At 73.2% G+C, this 20,343-nt stretch carries 2 protein-coding genes and 4 pseudogenes; 2 read left to right on the top strand and 4 right to left on the bottom strand.

The window, feature by feature from the left end; genetic code table 11:
• Both EAO75_RS47270 and EAO75_RS47265 read right to left on the bottom strand, forming a co-directional pair.
• Positions 1-7,108: type I polyketide synthase (locus EAO75_RS47270; protein ID WP_261989268.1), on the bottom strand; the 7,108-nt coding region annotated here is incomplete at its 3' end.
• 183 nt (positions 7,109-7,291) lie between these two features.
• A pseudogene (locus EAO75_RS47265) lies at positions 7,292-12,955 on the bottom strand (SDR family NAD(P)-dependent oxidoreductase); the annotation flags it as partial.
• Here EAO75_RS47265 and EAO75_RS47260 point away from each other — a divergent pair.
• Positions 12,934-13,329 (top strand): annotated as a pseudogene (locus tag EAO75_RS47260) (polyketide synthase); the annotation flags it as partial. The pseudogenes EAO75_RS47265 and EAO75_RS47260 overlap by 22 nt on opposite strands.
• Here EAO75_RS47260 and EAO75_RS13540 read toward each other — a convergent pair.
• Both EAO75_RS13540 and EAO75_RS13535 read right to left on the bottom strand, forming a co-directional pair.
• Positions 13,327-14,448 (bottom strand): annotated as a pseudogene (locus tag EAO75_RS13540) (beta-ketoacyl synthase N-terminal-like domain-containing protein); the annotation flags it as partial. The pseudogenes EAO75_RS47260 and EAO75_RS13540 sit on opposite strands and share 3 nt — an antisense overlap.
• Before the next feature lie 93 nt (positions 14,449-14,541).
• A pseudogene (locus tag EAO75_RS13535) lies at positions 14,542-20,226 on the bottom strand (SDR family NAD(P)-dependent oxidoreductase); the annotation flags it as partial.
• Between EAO75_RS13535 and EAO75_RS48540 the strand changes: the two are divergent.
• A partial coding sequence (locus EAO75_RS48540) for an acyl carrier protein (RefSeq protein ID WP_410092268.1) occupies positions 20,134-20,343 on the top strand: 210 nt, incomplete at its 3' end. The pseudogene EAO75_RS13535 and the gene EAO75_RS48540 overlap by 93 nt on opposite strands.

Here is a 20,343-nt window from a genome sequence, read left to right as displayed (position 1 = left end):
GCACCACCGCCAGCACCGGATGGTTGTTGCGGCGGGCGTCGGACAGCCGCTCCAGGACGAGCATGCCGCCGCCCTCGGCCCAACCCGTCCCATCAGCACCCTCGGCGAACGACTTGCACCGCCCGTCACCCGCCAACCCACCCTGCCGCGCAAACTCCAAGAAGATGCCCGGCGTCGCCATGACAGTGGCACCGCCCGCCAGGGCCATGTCGCACTCACCCGASCGCAYCGCCTGYCAGGCCAYATGAAGGGCGACCAGGGCCGACGAGCAAGCCGTGTCCACCGACACCGCGGGCCCCTCCAGCCCGAACACGTACGACAGACGCCCCGACGCCACACTCGGCGTACTGCCGGTCAGCAGATAGCCACCGGTCTCGCCCTGCGGGCTCTGCATGTTCCCGCCGTAGCCGCTCCCGGAGACGCCGGCGTAGACACCCGTCGGCGTGCCGCGCAACGACMCCGGATCGATCCCCGCGTCCTCCAACGCCTCCCACGCCGTCTCCAACAACAACCGCTGCTGCGGATCCATCGCCAACGCCTCACGCGGCGAAATCCCGAACAACTCCGCATCGAACAACGCCGCACCATCCACGAAGCCACCYACCGCAGCCAACCCCTCCAACAACACAGGGTCCCAACCKCGATCCGTCGGCAACCCGGACAACCCATCCCGGCCCTCCGCCACCAGCTCCCACAACCCCTGAGCCGAATCCGCACCACCCGGGAAACGACACCCCATCCCCACGATCGCAACCGGCTCGTCAACAGCCGTGCGCGTGCGGCCGCCAGCGGCCTCAGTGCCGGACGTGGTGTCCGCCATGCCCAGCAGTTGCGTCTTGAGGAAGCCGGTGAGGGCGGTGGGCGTCGGGTGGTCGAAGACGAGGGTGGCCGGGAGTGCGATGCCGGTCGCGGAGCCGAGGCGGTTGCGCAGGTCGACGGCGGTCAGCGAGTCGAACCCGAGGTCCTTGAAGGCGCGGGAGGCATCGATCGACCCCGCGGACGCATGCCCGAGCACCGCGGCGACCTGGCTCTGCACCAGGTCCAGCAACTGGCGATCCTGCTCCGCCGGCTGGAGCTCGGCCAGCTTGCGAGCGAGGCCTGTGGCAGCCGCTGCCCCCACTTGCCCGGCGGCACGGCGTCGGCGGTCGGCGGCGGGCACGAGACCTTGCAGGATGCCGGGCAGGCTGTCGCGTACGGCCGCCAGGGCGGAGGTGCGCAGGGCGACGGGGACGGTGATCGGCTCGTTCACCAGCAGAGCGGCGTCGAGCAGGGCCAGCCCCTCGCCCGTCTCCAACGCCGGGAAACCCTGCCGAGCCATCCGCTCCAGCTCCGCCTCACCCAGCGTGCCGCCCATACCATCGGCGTTCGCCCACATACCCCACGCCAACGACACAGCGGGGAGTCCCTGGGCTCGGCGGGTGGCGGCGAGGGCGTCGAGGATGTTGTTCGCCGCGGAGTAGGCAGCCTGCCCCGCGTTGCCCACGACACCCGCGAACGACGAGAACAACACGAAGCCGGACAGGTCACGATCCGCCGTCAACTTATGGAGAAGAAGGGCTGATTCGGCCTTGGCCGCCACCACCCTGCCCACCCGCTCAACCGACAGATCGGCGATCAGACCGTCATCAAGAACACCGGCCGCATGCACCACGGCACCGAGCCGAACCCCGTCCAGCACGGCAGCCAGCGCCGCACGGTCGGTCACATCACACGCCCGCACATCGACGCGCGCACCCAACTCCTCAAGTTCGGCAGCGAGTTCGAGGGCGCCCGGAGCCTCGGGACCACGCCGGGAGACGAGAAGCAAGTCCCGTACCCCATGCTCGATCACCAGATGGCGAGCCACCTCCGCACCCAGACCGCCGGTCCCGCCCGTGATCAGTACCGTCCCGTCGGAGCCCCACGGCGACGGCACCCGCAGCACGACCTTGCCGACATGCTTTGCCTGCCCCAGCAGACGCAACGCCTCCGGGGCCCTGGAGATGTCGTACGACGTCACCTTCACCGGCCGCAGAGCGCCCCGCTCGAACAGCTCCAGCAGTGCGGTCCACATCTCGGCGATGCGGTCCGGACCGGCATCCATCAGGTCGAACGAGCGGTACGACACCCCATGTTCGGCCCGCACCTCGTCGGCATCGCGGATGTCGGTCTTGCCCATCTCCACGAACCGACCACCCGGCCGCACGAGCCGCAACGAGGCATCCACGAACTCACCCGCAAGCGAGTCCAGCACCACATCCACACCCGACCGGAACCGCTCCTCGAACTCGGTCGTCCGCGACGAAGCGATCCGCTCCCCTGGAACCCCCAGCTCACGCACCACCGGCCACTTCGGCTCACTCGCCGTGCCATACACCTCTCCGCCCAAGTGCTGGGCGAGTTGTACGGCCGCCATGCCCACACCACCAGCAGCGGAGTGGATCAGCACCGACTCCCCCGCCTCCAGACCAGCCAGGTCGATCAGGGCGTAGTAGGCCGTCAGGAACACGATCGGGACGGACGCCGCCTGCTCGAACGACCATCCCTCCGGCACCCGCGCCAGCAACCGCGCATCGGTGGCAGCCATCGGGCCGAACGCCCCGTCCAGCAGACCCATCACCCGGTCACCGACGGCAAGTCCCGTCACGTCCGGCGCGACCTCGACCACCACACCCGCACCCTCGTGCCCGAGCCGGCCGGCGTCTCCCGGATACATCCCGAGGACGTTCAGTACGTCACGGAAGTTGACCCCGGCGGCCCGCACCGCGACCCGCACCTCACCGGCCCGCAACGCACGCGGCTCCTCAGGAACCAACGCCACACCATCCAGCCGGCCCTGAGCCACCACATCCATACGCCAATCGACGCCCACACCCACCGGCGGCACCAACACCCCGCCCGACGCCATCCGCACCATCCGCGGAACCCACACCCGGCCGTCCCGGAGGGCGACTTGGTCCGTGTCGTCGGTGAGCTGGGCGGCGGTGGCCAGCTGGTCGTCGTCGATGTCGACGAGGGTGAAGCGGCCCGGGTTCTCGTTCATGGCGGAGCGGAGCAGGCCCCAGACGCCGGCGGCGGTCGGGGCGGGGGTCTCCTGCGGTGTCACGGCGACGCCGCCCGCGGTCATGATCACCAGGCGGGAGTCGGCGAACTTCGGCTCGGCGAGCCACTGTTGCACCACGGTCAGCGTCCCGGCGAGAACGTCCGCGACGGGTCCGTCGGCGATGGGCAGCAGGACTCGGCGCGGGGTGTCGACCCCGGCGTCGAGGGCGGTGAGCAGGGCGTCCAGGTCGGGGTGGATCGCAGCGGCGTCGAGACCGTGCCGCGAGTCGCCGATGACAGCGATGTCGGCGATGTCGGCGATGTCGGTCGTCCGGCCATCAGCGGTGATCGTGTCGCCGGCGGACCACTCCACGCGGTACAGGTGCTCGGGGCCCTGCGGCGTCCGCTGGGCGGCGAGTTCCGTGGTCGAGACAGGGCGCAGCAGGAGGGAGTCGACCGTGGCGACGGGCTCGCCGGCAGCGTCGGCGATCCGCAGGCCGATCTCGCCCTCGCCGCGCATGCGCAGCCGGGCCCGGACCGACGAGGCGCCGACCGCTGTGAGCGTGACGCCGGACCACAGGAACGGCAGGAGTGCGGTCCGGTCGTCGTCGCCGCCGCGCAGGGCGAGGGCGTGCAGGACGGTGTCGAGGAGGGCGGGGTGGAGGCCGAAGGAGGCGGCGTCGTCGGCGACGGGTTCGGGGAGGGTGGCCTCGACGAACCAGTCGTCGGTGGCCCGCCAGACTCGGGTGATGCCGCGGAAGGCGGGGCCGTACTGGAGGCCGACGTCGGTGAGGCGGTCGTAGAGGGCGGCGAGGTCGGCGGGTTCGGCGTCGGCGGGCGGCCAGGCGCGCAGGTTCCAGGGGCCGTCGGTCGTGGCGCGGGCGCTGTCGCTGACCGTGCCGGTGGCGTGCAGGGTCCAGGCCTGTTCGACGTCGGCGTCCTCGGCGCGGGAGTAGAGGCGCACGGTGCGGCGGTCGTCATCGGTGGCGGCGTCGATGACGACCTGGACCTGGGCGGCGCCCTGCTCGGGGAGGACCAGCGGGGCCTGGAGGGTGAGTTCGTCGAGGCGGTCGCAGTTGACGCGCAGGCCTGCCTGGACGGCGAGTTCGACGAGGGCGGTGCCGGGGACGACGGCGAGTCCGCCGACCAGGTGGTCGGCCAGCCAAGGCGTCGTGGCGACGGACAGGCGTGCGGTGAGCAGGACGTTGTCCGAGCCGGCCACGGCGACGGCGGCACCCAGCAGCGGGTGCCCGGCGACACCGAGGCCGAGGCCGCGGGCGTCGGTCGCGGGCCGGGTGGCGTCGAGCCAGTAGCGGTGGTGCTGGAAGGCGTAGGTGGGCAGGTCGGTGCGGCGGGCGCCGGTGCCGGTGAACACCGCGGCCCAGTCTGCGGCGGCGCCCCGTACGAACATCTCGGCGATGGCGGTCAGCACCGAGGCGCTCTCGTCGCGGCCCTCGCGCAGGGTGGCCACGGCGGTGGTGTCGGGGTCGGCGCTCTGGACCAGGCCGGTGAGGACGGGGTCCGCGCCGATCTCCAGGAAGCGGGTGACGCCGAGTTCGGTGGTGGCGGTGCGGACGGCGGCGTGGAAGCGTACGGCGTCGCGGACCTGTCGTACCCAGTAGCCGGGGCTCGCCCAGTCGTCGCCGTCGGCGGCCCGTCCGGTGAGGGTGCTGACGGCGGGGACGATCGGGCGGCGGTGGCCGATGTCCGCGACGGTCTCGGCGAACTCGTCGGTCATGGGGGCCATGAGCGGGGAGTGGAAGGCGTGGCTGACGCGCAGGCGGTTGACGCGCAGTTCGCGTTCGCGGGCGGCTTCCATGACCCGCACGACGGCCTGCTCGGTGCCGGAGACGACGACGGCGCGCGGTCCGTTGACGGCGGCGATGACGGCGCCCGGCGCGAGGAGTGCGGTGGCCTCGGTCTCGTCGGCCTCGATCGCGGCCATCGCGCCGCCGTCCGGGAGCGCCTGCATCAGCCGGGCGCGGGCCGCCACCAGCCGTACGGCGTCGGGGAGTTCGAGGGCGCCTGCGGCGTGGGCGGCGACGATCTCGCCGATGGAGTGGCCGATGACGACGTCGGGTTCGGCGCCCCAGCTTCGCAGCAGGGCGACGAGGGCGGCTTCGACGGCGAAGATGGCCGTCTGGGCGTAGCCGGTGCGGTCCAGGAGCGCGGCCTTGGGTGTGCCGGGCTCGGCGAGGCACACGTCGCGCACGGGCACGTCGAAGCCGGGGGCGTCGGCGAGTTCGGCGTCCAGCAGGGCGCAGATCTCGTCGAAGGCGCGGGCGTACGCGGGATGCGCGGCGTGCAGTTCGCGGCCCATGCCGGGGCGCTGGCTGCCCTGGCCGGTGAACAGCCAGGCGGTACGGCCCTCGGTGACCGTGCCCTTGACGGCGGTCGCGGTGCCGGCGATGGCGGTGACGTCGTCGAGGGCGGCGCGCAGGGCGTCGCGGTCGGGGCCGAGGACGACGGCCCGGTGGTCGAGGACGGCGCGGCCGGTGGCCAGGCTGTGGCCGATGTCGAGGGCCGAGGCGTCGGTTCCGGTGACATGGGCGGCGAGGCGTTCGGCCTGGGCGTCCAGGGCGGTGGCGCTGCGCGCGGTCAGGACCCAGGGGATGTGGGGCAGGCCGTGGGGCGCCTGGACGGCGTCGCCGGTGCGGGCTTCGGAGGGGCTTTCGAGAACTTCGGGGCCTTCGAGGGCTTCGGCGACTTCTTCGAGGACGACGTGGGCGTTGGTGCCGCTGATGCCGAAGGAGGACACGGCGGCCCTGCGGGGGCGCTCGGTGTCGGGCCAGGGGCGGGACTCGGAGAGGAGGCGTACGGCGCCTGCCGACCAGTCGACTTGGGAGCTGGGCCGGTCCGCGTGCAGGGTCGGCGGCAGATGGCGGGCGCGCATTGCCATGACCATCTTGATGATCCCGGCCACGCCGGCCGCCGCCTGGGTGTGCCCGATGTTGGACTTCACGGAGCCGAGCCAGACGGGATTCTTCTCGTCCCGTCCCTTGCCGTAGGTGGCGAGCAGGGCCTGCGCCTCGATGGGGTCGCCGAGCCTGGTGCCGGTGCCGTGCGCCTCGACGGCGTCCACGTCGGCGGTGGTGAGCCGGGCGGCTTCCAGGGCGCGGCGGATGACGCGCTGCTGTGCGGGGCCGTTGGGCGCGCTGAGGCCGTTGGACGCGCCGTCCTGGTTGACGGCGCTGCCCCGGATCACGGCGAGGACCGGGTGGCCGAGGCGCCGGGCGTCGGAGAGGCGCTCCAGGACGAGGACGCCGGCGCCCTCCGCCCAGCCGGTGCCGTCGGCGTCGTCGGCGAATGCCTTGCACCTGCCGTCCCCGGCGAGTCCGCCCTGCCGGGAGAACTCGACGAACGTCGTCGGCGCGGCCATCACCGTCACACCGCCCGCGAGCGCGGTCGCGCACTCTCCGGAGCGCAGCGACTGGCAGGCGAGGTGCAGGGCGACGAGGGACGAGGAGCAGGCGGTGTCGATGGTGACGGCGGGGCCCTCGAAGCCGAAGACGTAGGCGATGCGCCCGGAGAAGACGCTGCCGGCGTTGCCGTTGGCGAGGAACCCGGCGACGTCCTTCGGCACCTCCTGAAGGCGGGAGGCGTAGTCGTGGTACATCAGCCCGGCGAAGACGCCGGTCGCCGAGCCGCGCAGGGACAGTGGGTCGATGCCGGCGCGCTCCAGGGCCTCCCACGAGGTCTCCAGCAGCAGCCGCTGCTGCGGGTCCATCGCCAGCGCCTCGCGCGGGGAGATCCCGAACGCCTCCGCGTCGAACTCCGCGGCCTCGTGCAGGAAGCCGCCCTCCCGGGTGGCGGAGGTACCGGCCGCGCGCTCCGCGTCGGCGGCGAACAGGGCGTCCAGGTCCCAGCCGCGGTCGGTGGGGAACTGCGTGATGCCGTCCCCGCCGCCGCTCACCAGGCCCCACAGGTCCTCCGGCGAGGCGACTGCGCCGGGGTAGCGGCAGCCCATCCCGACGATGGCGATCGGCTCGTGGTCCTTCGCCTCGGCCTCACGCAGGCGAAGGTGGGCGTCCTGGGCGTCGGCGATCGCACGCTTGAGGTATTCGCGGAGCTTTTCCTCGTTCGCCATCTGTTCCTTGTCCTTCGAAAGAGCGCGGAGAGCCGAATCAGGGGGCTTGGAGCGGCGGTGGGTCAGGGGCTTGGAGTGGTGCCACGTCAGGGGACTTGGACGTGGACTTGGACTTGGACTTGGACTTGGCATGGCGCCAGGTCAGGCGGCTCGGCGTGGCACCTGGTCGCCTGGACGGGGCCGTCATTCGGCAACCCAGGGCTTGTCGTCGAGCAGCGCGAAGAGCTCGTCGTCGGTGGCGTCGTCGATTGCGACGCGGTTGCCCTGGTCCGCGTCCTCTCCGCCGCCTCCGACAGCGCCCGCCGACCACGTGGCGAGCAGTTGCTGGAGCCGGTCGCCGATCGCCGCGCGCACATCGTCGTCCGCGGCCGGCGCGGTCTCGACGAGCACCGTGCGGAGCTTGTCCAGCTCGCCCATGAGGAATGCGGTGTCACCGTCGTCCGCGGGGGCGAGTTCCGCGCCGAGGTGGTCGCGCAGGGACAGGATGGTGGGGTGGTCGAAGATGAGGGTGGCGGGCAGCTGCAACCCGGTCACGCCGTTAAGCCGGTTGCGGAGATCCACGGCCGTGAGCGAGTCGAAGCCCAGCTCCTTGAACGCCCGTGACGCGTCGACGGATCCGGCCGAGGCATGCCCCAGCACGCCGGCCACCTCGGCCAGCACCGCGTCCAGCAGCACACGGTCCCGCTCCACCGAGCCGAGCCCACGCAGCCGCTCCACGAGGCCACCACCAGCGGCAGCCGCGCCCGACGCGGCCGTCTCCCAGCGCCGTCCGGTCGTCGGCACCAAGTCCCGCAGTACAAACGGCACTTGAGTGCCCGAGAGCGCCGAGGTGCGCAGGGCGACGGGGACGGCGTTCGGCTCGTTCACGACGAGCGCGGCATCCAGCAACGCCAACGCCTCACCCGCGGCCAACGGCGGCAGTCCACCACGCCGCAACCGCGCCACGTCCGCCTGCGGCAACCGGCCACCCATACCGGCCTCCCACATACCCCAGGCCAGCGACACGGCCGGAAGTCCCTGGGTACGGCGGGTGATGGCGAGGGCGTCGAGGACGTTGTTCGCGGCGGAGTAGGCGGCCTGACCGGCGTTGCCCACGACACCCGCGAACGAGGAGAAGAGAACGAAGGCCGACAGGTCACGATCCGCCGTCAACTCATGCAGATGCAGCGCCGATTCGACCTTCGCCGCCATCACACCGGCCAACCGCTCCGGAGTCAGGCCCGCGACCAGGCCGTCGTCCAGGACACCCGCCGCGTGCACCACGCCGGACAGGTCGACTCCGTCGAGCACGGCGGCCAGCGCCGCACGGTCGGCCACATCACACGCCCGCACCTGAACACGAGCAGCACCCAACTCCTGCAGCTCAGCCGCGAGTTCGAGAGCGCCCGGAGCCTCGGGACCACGCCGGGAGACGAGAAGCAAGTCCCGTACCCCATGCTCGATCACCAGATGCCGGGCAACTTCCGCACCCAGCCCACCGGTCCCACCGGTGATCAGCACCGCACCCTCGCCACTCCACGGCGACGGCACCCGCAGCACCACCTTGCCCACATGCTTGGCCTGCCCCAGCAGACGCAACGCCTCCGGCGCCCTGGAGATGTCGTACGACGTCACCGTCACCGGCCGCAGCGCGCCCCGCTCGAACAACCCCAGCAGCGCAGCCCACATCTCCGCGATCAGGTCCGGCCCCGCGTCGAACGTATCGAATGCCCGATAACTGAGCCCCGGGTGAGCAGCCGCCACCTTCTCCGGATCGCGTACGTCGGTCTTGCCCATCTCGACGAACCGGCCACCGGACCGCACCAGCCGCAGCGACGCATCGACAAACTCACCCGCGAGCGCGTCCAGTACGACATCGACACCCGGCTGGAACCGCTTCTCGAACTCGGTCGTGCGCGAGGAAGCGATCCGCTCATCGGGGATCCCGAGGCCCCGCAAGACGGGCCACTTGGGCTCACTCGCCGTGGCATACACATCAGCGCCCAGATGCTGGGCCAACTGCACCGCAGCCATACCCACACCACCAGCCGCGGCATGGACCAGCACCGACTCACACTCCCTGAGCCCCGCAAGCTCCACCAACGCGTAATAGGCAGTCAGGAACACGATCGGCACCGACGCCGCCTGCTCGAACGACCACCCCTCCGGAATCCGGGCAACCAACCGGGCATCAGTGGCAGCCAGCGGACCGAACGACCCGTCCAACAGGCCCATCACCCGATCACCGACCACCAGACCGGCAACCTCAGAGCCCACCTCCACCACCACACCCGCACCCTCATGCCCCAGCCGACCCGCATCCCCGGGATAAGTCCCCAACACATTCAGCACATCCCGGAAATTCACACCCGCGGCCCGCACAGCAACCCGCACCTCACCGGGCCGCAGCGCCCGCGAGTCCTCGGTGATCACCGCCACACCGTCCAGGCGGCCCTGCCCGTCGACCTCCACGCGCCACGTCGTGCCCGGCGCCACGGCCGGCGGTACGAGGACGTCTCCGGAGGCCATCCGTGCCAGGCGCGGTACCCAAGCATCGCCCTGGCGGAGGGCGAGTTGGGGCTCGTCGAGGGGGGAGAGCCGTGCGGCGAGGGTGCGGTAAGAGGCCGCGGTGCCGTCCACGTCGGCGACGGCGAGGCGGCCCGGGTGCTCGCTGATCGCGGACCGGACCAGGCCCCAGGCGCCGGCGCCGGACAGGTCCGGGGTGCCGGTGCCGGAAGCAGGGTGCACGGCGACCGCACCGGTGGTCAGTGCCACCAGGGGCGTGTCCGCCCATCGCTCTTGTGCGAGCCAGGTCCGCATGGCACCCAGGAGATCAGCGATCGGACTTAGGACTTCACCAGAGTTGGCCGCGACGGCCAGTCCGACGGCCGACGGTGCGGGCTCGCCCGCTTCCATGGCGCCGATGAGGGCGTCCAGGTCGGCGTAGTGCCTCGTGGGCACGCCGGACTCGCGCCATTCGGCCGTGTCGCGGTCGCCGACGACGGCCCAGTGCCCGGTGCGGGCGGCCTCGGTGCGGTCGGCGGGCGCCGGTACCCAGTCGAGGCGGAACAGGTCGTCCGGGCCGGTGGCCGCCCGAGCCAGGTCGGCCGCGGAGACGGGACGCAGTACCAGCGAGTCGACCACGGCGACGGGGGCGCCCGCCGCGTCGGCGACATGCAGCGTGTACGTGTCGGGTGCGCGCTGGGTGAGCCGGGCCCGTACGACGCTCGTGCCGACGGTGTGGAAGGACGCGCCCGACCACAGGAACGGCAGCAGTGCCCCCTGCTCCTCGCCTGCGCGCAGGGCGAGGGCGTGCAGCACGGTGTCGAGGAGCGCCGGGTGGAGCCCGAAGGCCGTCGCCTCGCCGGTGGCCGGCCCGGGCAGGGCCGCTTCGACGAGCAGGTCGTCGCCGGAGGCCCAGGCGCGGGCCAGGCCGCGGAAGGTGGGCCCGTAGGAGAGGCCGGCCTCGTGGAGCCGCTCGTAGAGGCCGTCGAGGGCGAGTTCCCGGGCCCCGGCGGGCGGCCAGGTGCGCAGTTCGGGTGCCGCCGAAGGGGTGACGGCCGCGTCGTCGACGACGCCGGTGGCGTGCAGGGTCCACGGCTGGTCGGGACCCGCGTCGTCGGGCCGGGCGTACACGTGCAGGGCCCTGGCTTCCCCGCCGTCCATCGCCGGGAGCTCGACGGTGATCTGGACCGTGACGGCTCCGTCGGGCGGCAGGACGAGCGGCGCCTGAAGGGTGAGTTCGGCCAGACGTCCGCAGTCGGCGCGGTCGCCGGCCTGGAGGGCGAGTTCGACGAACGCCGTGCCCGGTACGACGACAGTGCCGGCCACGACATGATCGGCGAGCCACGGATGCGTACGGACCGACAGGCGGGACGTGAGCAGCAGCGTCTCGGAACCGGCCACGGTGACGGCCGCGCCGAGCAGCGGATGTTCGGCGGCGACGAGACCGAGCCCGCGCGCATCAGCGGCGGAGCGGGCCGGCTCCAGCCAGTACCGCTGCCGCTGGAAGGCGTACGTCGGCAGCGGCACACGGCGCGCACCGCTGCCCTCGAACAGGGCCGCCCAGTCGACACGAGTACCCCGGACGAACAGCTCGGCCACTGCCGTGAGCAGCGTCTCGGCCTCCGGGCGCCCCTTGCGCAGCACGGAGAAGGACGGCGCGGCCGCCGGGTCGACCAGCCCGCTCAGCACCGGGTCGGGACCGATCTCCAGCAACCGTCCGGCGGACAGCGATCCGGTGGCGGTGGCCAGGGCGTCGCGGAAGAGGACGGGACGGCGCACCTGCTGGACCCAGTAGGAGGGGGTGGTCCAGTCGGACTCGCCGACGGTCTCACCGGTGACCGACGAAGCCGCCGCGACTACGGGGGGACGGTAGGTGATCTGCTCGGCGACCGCGGTGAACTCGTCGAGCATCGGCTCCATGAGCGGGGAGTGGAAGGCGTGCGACACGCGCAGGCGGGTGACCCGGCGACCGCGTTCACGCACGGCCGCCATGACCCACTCGACGCCGTCCTCTGTGCCGGAAACGACCACGGCGGCCGGTCCATTGACGGCGGCGATCGACACGTCGTCGGTGGTCAGCAGGTCGGCGAGCTCAGCCTCGTCCGCCTCCACGGCGGCCATCGCACCGCCCTCCGGCAGGGCCTGCATCAGCCGCGCCCGGGCCGCCACCAGCCGTACCGCGTCGGGGAGTTCGAAGACACCGGCCGTGAAGGCAGCCGCGTATTCGCCGATGGAATGACCCAGCACGACGTCCGGCAGCGTGCCCCATGAACGCAGCAACTCCACCGACGCGACCTGGACCGCGAACAGGGCTGCCTGTGCATAGCCGGTGCGGTCGAGGAGGGCGGCGGCTTCGGAGCCGTCCTCCGCGAACAGCACATCGCGCAGCGGAAGCGGGAACCCGTCCGCACCGGCCAGCTCGGCCTCCAGCAACCCAGCAGTCTCGTCGAAGGCACGGGCGAACTGCGGATAGACGGCATGCAGTTCACGCCCCATACCGAGCCGCTGGCTGCCCTGCCCCGTGAACATCCACGCCGTACGACCCTCCGTGACGACACCCGTCACCGCAGGCCCGGCGAGCCCCGACCGCAACGCGTCAGCCTCACGCCCCAGAACCACCGCCCGGTGCTCCAGAGCCGCACGCGTCGTCGCCAGGGACAACCCGACCGCCACCGGGTCGAGGTCAACGGCCTCAACGTGCGCCGCCAGCCGTCCCGTTGCGGCGCGCAGGGCATCAGCCGTGCGGGCCGATACGACCCACGGAGTCACCGGAAGGTCGGCTGCAGATTCGGGCTTGCGGGGAGAAGGGGTCGTCGGGGCTTCTTCGAGGATGACGTGGGCGTTCGTGCCGCTGATGCCGAAGGACGACACACCCGCACGGCGCGGACGCTCACCCTGCGGCCAGGACCGCTCCTCCCGCAGCAACTCCACCGCACCCGCCGACCAGTCCACGTGCGAGGACGGCTCATCGACGTGCAACGTGCGGGGCAAGGTCTCCTCCCGCAGCGCCATCACCATCTTCACCACGCTCGCCACACCGGCCGCCGCCTGGGCATGCCCGATGTTCGACTTGATCGAGCCGAGCCACAACGGCTCCTCGTCGGCACGCGCCTGGCCATACGTCGCCAGCAACGCCTGCGCCTCGATCGGATCACCCAGCCGGGTGCCCGTGCCATGCGCCTCGACCGCATCCACCTCAGAGGCGTCGACTCCCGCGGCGGTCAACGCCTGCCGGATCACCCGCTGCTGCGAGGGGCCGTTCGGAGCGGTCAGCCCATTGGACGCACCGTCCTGATTGACCGCACTGCCCCGCACYACCGCCAGCACCGGATGGTTGTTGCGCCGGGCATCAGACAACCGCTCCGAACGGCCCCTCGCAGCAGCGCGTCATCCGGCAGGCGTTGGCCGCCGCGGCAGTCGACGCCTCCGAGGTGGATGCGGTCGAGGCGCATGGCACGGGCACCCGGCTGGGTGACCCGATCGAGGCGCAGGCGCTGCTCGCGACGTACGGTCAGGCGCGCACCGACGAGGATCCGTTGTGGCTCGGCTCGATCAAGTCGAACATCGGGCATGCGCAGGCGGCGGCCGGTGTGGCGAGCGTGGTGAAGATGGTCATGGCGCTGCGGGAGGAGACTTTGCCCCGCACGTTGCACGTCGATGAGCCGTCCTCGCACGTGGACTGGTCGACGGGTGCGGTGGAGTTGCTGCGGGAGGAGCGGTCCTGGCCGCAGGGGGGTGGGCGGCAGGACTCCGTGCCGTAGGGCCATGACGGCCTTGATGAGTCCGGCGGCTCCGGCGGCGGCCTGGGTGTGCCCGATGTTGGACTTCACCGAGCCCAGCAGCAGGGGCCGTTCACGGTCCTGACCATAGGTCGCCAGCAGCGCCTGCGCCTCGATCGGGTCCCCGAGTCGAGTGCCGGTGCCATGCGCCTCGACCGCGTCCACCTCGGCGGGCTTCAGCCCCGCCGACGCCAACGCCTGCCGGATCACCCGCTGCTGCGACGGACCGTTCGGCGCCGTCAACCCATTGGACGCACCGTCCTGGTTGACCGCGGAGCCCTTCACGACGGCCAGGATGCGGCGGCCGTTGCGTATCGCGTCGGAGAGTTTCTCCAGTACGACGACGCCGATGCCCTCCGACCAGGTGGTGCCGTCGGCGTCGTCGGAGAACGCCTTGCAGCGGCCGTCGGACGCGAGGCCGCCCTGGACGTCGAAGCCGGCGAAGGCGGCCGGGGTCGTCATCACGGTGACGCCGCCGGCCAGGGCGAGGGAGCACTCGCCGCTGCGCAGCGCCTGCGCCGCCAGATGCAGCGACACCAGCGACGACGAGCACGCCGTGTCCACGGTGACCGCCGGGCCGACCAGACCGAGGACGTAGGCGACGCGGCCGGAGATCACGCTGGCGGCGAGGCCCGTTCCGGCGTGCCCGGACAGGTCGTCCTTCGCGGTGTGCACGAGGCGGACGTAGTCCTGGCCGTTGGTGCCGACGAAGACGCCGGTCCGGCTGCCGCGCAGGCTCTGCGGGTCGATGCCGGTCCGCTCGAACGCCTCCCACGTCGTCTCCAGCAGCAGCCGCTGCTGCGGGTCCATCGCGAGGGCCTCACGCGGGCTGATGCCGAAGAAGCCCGCGTCGAAGCCACCGGCGTCGTCCAGGAAACCGCCGCGGCCCTGGAGGTCCCAGCCGCGGTCCCCGGGGAACGCGGTGATGGCGTCGGTGCCGGAGGCGACCAGCTCCCACAGCTGCTCCGGCGTCCGCACCCCGCCGGGGAAACGGCAGGCCATGCCGACCACGGCGACCGGCTCGTGGCGCCCCGACTCGGCCTCGTCGAGACGCCGCCGGGTCTCGTGCAGGTCGGCGGTGACGTACCTGAGGTACTCGACGAGTTTTGCTTCGTCCGGCATGGTCAATGCCCTTTCCTCGGTGGGAGACCGGTGGGAGATGTGACCGGTTCAGCGGTCGGTGGGTCGGCCGATCTCGCTGTCGATGAAGGCGATGAGGTCGTCGGCGCCGGCGGCGTCGAGGCGCTTGCGCACGTCGTCGTCCGGGCCCTGCCGTTCGCCGCCGTCGTCGGTGATCCGGGCGAGCAGGGCCCGCAGTCGGGCGGCGGTGCCGGTCCGGGCGGCGGGGTCGAGGCCGTCGGCGTCGAGCGCGCCCGCCAGGGCCGTGTCCAAGCGGTCGAGTTCGGCGTGCAGTGCGTCGGCCGGTGCTGTCGGGCCGCGGCCGAGTCGCCGGGCGAGGTGCTCGGCGACGGCCAGCGGGGTGGGGTGGTCGAAGACGAGGGTGGCGGGGATGCGCAGGCCGGTGACGGTGCCGAGCCGGTTGCGCATCTCCACGGAGGTCAGGGAGTCGAAGCCGAGGGCGGCGAACTCGTCCTCGGCGCCGATCTGTTCGGGTGTGTCGTGGCCGAGCACGGTCGCGGCCTCGGTGCGCACCAGGTCGGTGAGGTGCCGGGCGCGGTCCTGGGGGCGCAGTCCGTCGAGGCGGGCGGCGAGTTCGGCGGCGCGATTGCGGCCGGCGGCGGTGCGTCGTCCGCCGATCAGCCCGCGCAGGACGGGGGGCACCGGTCCGGCGAAGGGCAGCGCCGCGCCGGTGCGGGCGGCGGTGCGCATCAGCACGGGGCGGGCGTCGGCGCGGGCGGTGGCCGCGTCGAACAGGGCGAGTCCCAGTTCGGGTTCGAGGGGCGGGGTGCCGGAGCGGTTCATGCGCCGGATGTGGTCCTCGCTGAGCCCGCCCGTCATGCCGGAGCTGTGCGCCCAGGGGCCCCAGGCCAGCGAGTGGCCGGGCCGTCCGGTCGCGGCGCGGTGCTGGGCGAGGGCGTCGAGGAAGGCGTTGGCGGCGGCATAGTTGGCCTGGCCGGGGCTGCCGACGACACCTGCGGTGGACGAGTAGGTGACGAACGCGTCCAGGTCCAGATGGCCCGTGGCCCGGTGCAGATGCCAGGCGGCGTCGGCCTTGGGGCGCAGGACGGCGTCGAAGCGGTCGGGGGTGAGGGCGTCCAGGACGCCGTCGTCGAGGATGCCGGCGGTGTGCACGACGGCGGTGAGCGGGTGCTCGGACGGGATGCCGGCGACCAGGGCGGCCACGTCGTCCGGGTCGGCGACGTCGGCGGCGGCCAATGTGACGCGGGCGCCGTGGGCTTCGAGCTCCGCGCGCAGTTCGGCGGCGCCGGGGGCGTCGGGGCCGCGCCGGCCGGCCAGCAGCAGGTGGCGCATGCCGTGGGCGGTGACCAGGTGCCGGGCGAGGATGCGGGCCAGGCCGCCGGTGCCGCCGGTGATGAGCACGGTGCCGTCGGTGCGCCAGCGGGCCGGACCGGCGTCGGTCGTGGCGGCGGCGTCGGGCACGCGGGCGAGCCGCGCCACGCGCAGGCATCCGTCGCGCACCATGAACTGCTCCTCGTCCGTGTCCGGCAGGGCGGGCAGCACGGCCGCCGAGGACGTGCCGCCGTCGACGTCGACGAGGAGGAACCGGCCGGGGTGTTCCATCTGGGCGGACCGCACCAGGCCCCAGACCGCCGCGGCGGCCGGGTCGGTGACGTCGCCGCCGTGCGGTGCGACCGCGCCGCGGGTGACGAACACCGCGCGGGTGCGGGCGAACCGGTCCTCGGCGAGGAACTCCTGCATCAGCGTCAGTGCGCGGTGCGTCAGTTCGTGGACCGCTCCGGCGGTGTCGTCGGGGTGGCCCGTGAGCGGGACGGCGAGCAGCCGCACCGGCGCGTCGTCACTTTCTCGCAGTTCGGCTAGGGACTTCACTGGTTCCGCGAGCGCGCCGAGGCCGAGGGCCGGGTCGGTGCCGTCGGTCGCGAGGACGTACCAGGGGGCCGGCTCGGTGGGGGTGGCCGCGGCGGGCCGCTCCTCCCAGTCCAGGCGGAACAGGGAGGTGCGCAGGTCGGGTCCGGCGGCGGGGGCGTCGGCTCGGCGCTGCGCCGGGCGCAGGACGATGGCGCGGGCGGTGAGGACGGGCGCGCCGGAGGGGTCGGCGGCGACGAGGTCGCGGGTGTCGCCGCTGCCGGTCAGCCGTATCCGCAGCTCGGTGGCGGACACGGCGTGCAGGGAGACCTCGCGCCACTCGGCGGCGAGCAGCCGCTCGGGCTCGGCCTGATCGGCCGCGGTGACGAGGTGCGCGGCATGCAGGGCGGCGTCGAGGAGCACCGGGTGGAGTCCGAACCCGGCGTGTTCGCCGGTCTCCTTGGGCAGCGCGATCTCGGCGTACAGGTGGTCGCCGTGCCGCCAGGCGGCGCGCAGGGCGCGGGCGGCGTGGCCGTAGGTCACACCGGCGTCGGCGAGTCGGTCGTACAGGTCGTCCAGGGCGAGTTCGGTGGCGTCGGGCGGGGGCCACTGGCAGGAGGCGAACCGGGTGGTGTCGGGTGCCGGGGCCGGTGGCTCGGCGGTGAGCCGGCCGTGGGCGTGCCCGGTCCAGTCGGCGTCGGGTTCGTGGGCGGGCCGGGTGTGGCACCACACCGGCCGGCCGCCGTCGTCGCCGGGGGCGCCGATACGGAGCTGGAGTTGAAGGGCGCCCTGGTCGGGCACGGTCACCGGCTCGGTGAGGGCGAGTTCGGCGACGTGGGGCGTGTCGACCTGGTCTCCGGCGCGTACGGCTGCCTCCACCAGGGCGGCGCCGGGTAGCCGGACCGCGCCGTCCACGGCCGAGCCGTCCAGCCAGGGGTGCAGGGTGCGCGACAGGGTGCCGGTGAGCACCAGGTCCCCGGCCCCGGCGACCCGCAGTGCGGCGCCCAGCAGGGGGTGGTCGGTGGCGGCGAGGCCGAGTCCGGTCGCGTCGGCGGAGCGCAGGGAGGCGGTGGGCCACAGCCGGCGGCGCTGGAACGGATAGGTCGGCAGGTCGGGCAGGCGCCGGGCGCCCGTGCCCGTGTACAGGGCGGTCCAATCGACCGTGACGCCTTCGACGTGCAGGGCGGCGAGCGCGGTCACCGCCGACGCCTCCTCGGGGCGGTCGCGGCGCAGCAGCGGTGCGGCGACGGCGGCGTCCGGCGCGAGGTCGGCGACGAGGGAGGTGAGGCCGCCGTCGGGGCCGATCTCCAGGAACGCGTCGGCGCCGGTGCCTGTGAGCGTGCGGACGGCGTCGGCGAAGCGAACCGGTTCGCGCAGGTGGCGGACCCAGTATGCGGGCGTGGCGAGGTCGTCGCCGGCTGTGGCGCCGGTTGTCGCGGACACGAACGGGATGCGGGGCCGGTGGTGGGTCAGGGTGGCGGTGACGGCCCGGAAGTCGTCGAGCATCGGGTCCATCAGCGGGGAGTGGAAGGCGTGGGACACCTCCAGCTTGCGGGTGCGGCGGTCGCCGAGCCGGGCGAGGACGGCCTCGACGGCGGGCTCGGCACCGGACAGCACCAGCGCGGCGGGGCCGTTGACGGCGCCGATGGCGACCTCGCCGGTGAGGAGGGGCAGCACCTCGTCCTCGGCGGCGGCGACGGCCACCATGACGCCGCCGGGCGGCAGTTCGCCCATCAACCGGGCGCGGGCGGCGACCAGGGCGCAGGCGTCGTCGAGGGTGAGGATGCCCGCGACATGGGCGGCGGCGATCTCGCCGACCGAGTGTCCGGTGACGTACTGCGGCGTGACGCCCAGGGACACGACGAGGCGGTACAGGGCGACCTGGAGGGCGAACAGGGCGGGCTGGGCGTGCTCGGTGCGGCGCAGTGCGTCGGGGTCGTCGCCCCAGACGATGTCCCGCAGTCCGGGCGGGAGGTGGCCGAGCACCTCGTCGAAGGCGTCGGCGAACACCGGGAAACGGCCGTACAACTCCCTGCCCATGCCCAGGCGTTGTGCGCCCTGCCCGGAGAACACCAGGGCCGGGCGGCGTTCGGCGGCGGTGCCGCGCACGGCCTCGCCGTCGGCGAGGAGCACCGAGCGGTGGGCGAAGTGCGAGCGGGCGGCGAGAGAACGGCCCACGTCGCGCGGGTCGCGGCCGCGCGCCCAGTCGGTCAGCGCGCCGATCCGGGCGTCGAGGGCTTCCTCGGTGCGGGCGGACACCGGCCACGGCGCGAGGGCGGGTGTCACAGGGGGCGTGTCCGGCTCCGGCGCGGGCGGGCCCTCGATGATGACGTGCGCGTTGGTGCCGCTGATCCCGAACGCGGACACGGCGATGCGGGGCGGCCTGCCCGTCTCGGGCCACTCGGTGGTGTCGGTGAGGAGGGACAGCGCGCCCGAGGACCAGTCGATACGGCTGGAGGGGGTGTCGGCGTGCAGGGTGCGGGGCAGCCGGCCGTGGCGCAGCGCGAGCACCGACTTGATGACGCCGGCGACTCCGGCGGCGGCCTGGGTGTGACCGATGTTGGTCTTCACCGAGCCGAGCAGCAGGGGCCGTTCGCGGTCGCGGCCGTAGGTGGCGAGCAGCGCCTGGGCCTCGATCGGGTCGCCGAGCCGGGTGCCGGTGCCGTGTGCCTCCACGGCGTCGACGTCGGCCGGGGTGAGGCGGGCGCTCGCGAGGGCCTGGCGGATGACGCGCTGCTGGGAGGGGCCGTTGGGGGCGCTGAGCCCGTTGGAGGCGCCATCCTGGTTGACGGCCGAGCCCCGGAGGACCGCGAGGACCTCGTGCCCCTTGCGTTCGGCGTCCGACAGCCGCTCGACGACCAGCATGCCGATGCCTTCGGACCACACGGTGCCGTCGGCGTCGTCGGAGAACGCCTTGCAGCGGCCGTCCGTCGCCAGGCCGCCCTGGATGCTGAAGCCGACGAAGCTGACCGAGGTCGTCATCACGGTGACGCCGCCGGCCAGGGCGAGTTCGCACTCGCCGCCCCGCAGCGCCTGGGCGGCGAGGTGCAGCGACACGAGGGAGGAGGAGCAGGCCGTGTCCACGGTCATGGCCGGGCCCTCCAGGCCGAACACGTACGCCAGCCGGCCGGAGATCACGCTGGCGGCGAGGCCGGTGCCGAGGTGGCCGCCGATGTCCTCGCGGGCGCGGGTGGCGAGGTGGACGTAGTCCTGGCCGTTGGTGCCGACGAAGACGCCGGTACGGCTGCCGCGCAGGGACTCGGGGTCGAGACCGGCGCGCTCGAACGCCTCCCACGACGTCTCCAGCAGCAGCCGCTGCTGCGGGTCCATCGCGAGGGCCTCGCGCGGGCTGATGCCGAAGAAGCCCGGGTCGAAGTCGGCGACGTCGTACAGGAATCCGCCGCGGGTGGTGGCGCTGGCGCCGGGGCCGCCGCCGTGCAGAGTGTCGAGGTCCCAGCCGCGGTCGTCCGGGAAGGGCCCGGTGCCGTCACGGCCGGACAGCATCAGCTCCCAGAACTCCTCGGGGGTGCTGACGTCGCCGGGGAAGCGGCAGGCCATGCCGACGATGGCCAGCGGCTCGTCCTGGGCGACCGGGCGCGTGGACGGTTCGGCGATCCCGTCGGCCGCGCCGTCGTCGAGCAGTTCGGTGAGGAGGTGGGCGGCGAGCCGGCGGGGGCTCGGGTAGTCGTAGACCAGGGTGGCCGGCAGCTGGAGTCCGGTGCCGGCGGACAGGCGTCTGCCCAGCTCGACGGCGGTGAGCGAGTCCATGCCGAGCCTGCCGAACTCGTGGTCGGGGTCGATCTCGTCGCCGCGGCGATGGCCGAGCACGACGGCCGTCTCGGTGCGCACCAGCTCCAGCAGATGCCGTTTGCGCTCGTCCGGGCCGAGGGCGGTGAGCCGCGCGACGAGATCGACCCCGACCACGAGTTCGGCAGGCTCGGCATGGACTCGCTCACCGCCGTCGAGCTGGGCAGACGCCTGTCCGCCGGCACCGGACTCCAGCTGCCGGCCACCCTGGTCTACGAC

The sequence above is a fragment of the Streptomyces sp. UW30 genome, from assembly GCF_008042075.1.
GTDB lineage: Bacteria > Actinomycetota > Actinomycetes > Streptomycetales > Streptomycetaceae > Streptomyces.
Note: the sequence above shows the minus strand (reverse complement) of the source record. Positions and strands in the feature narration are given on the sequence as shown.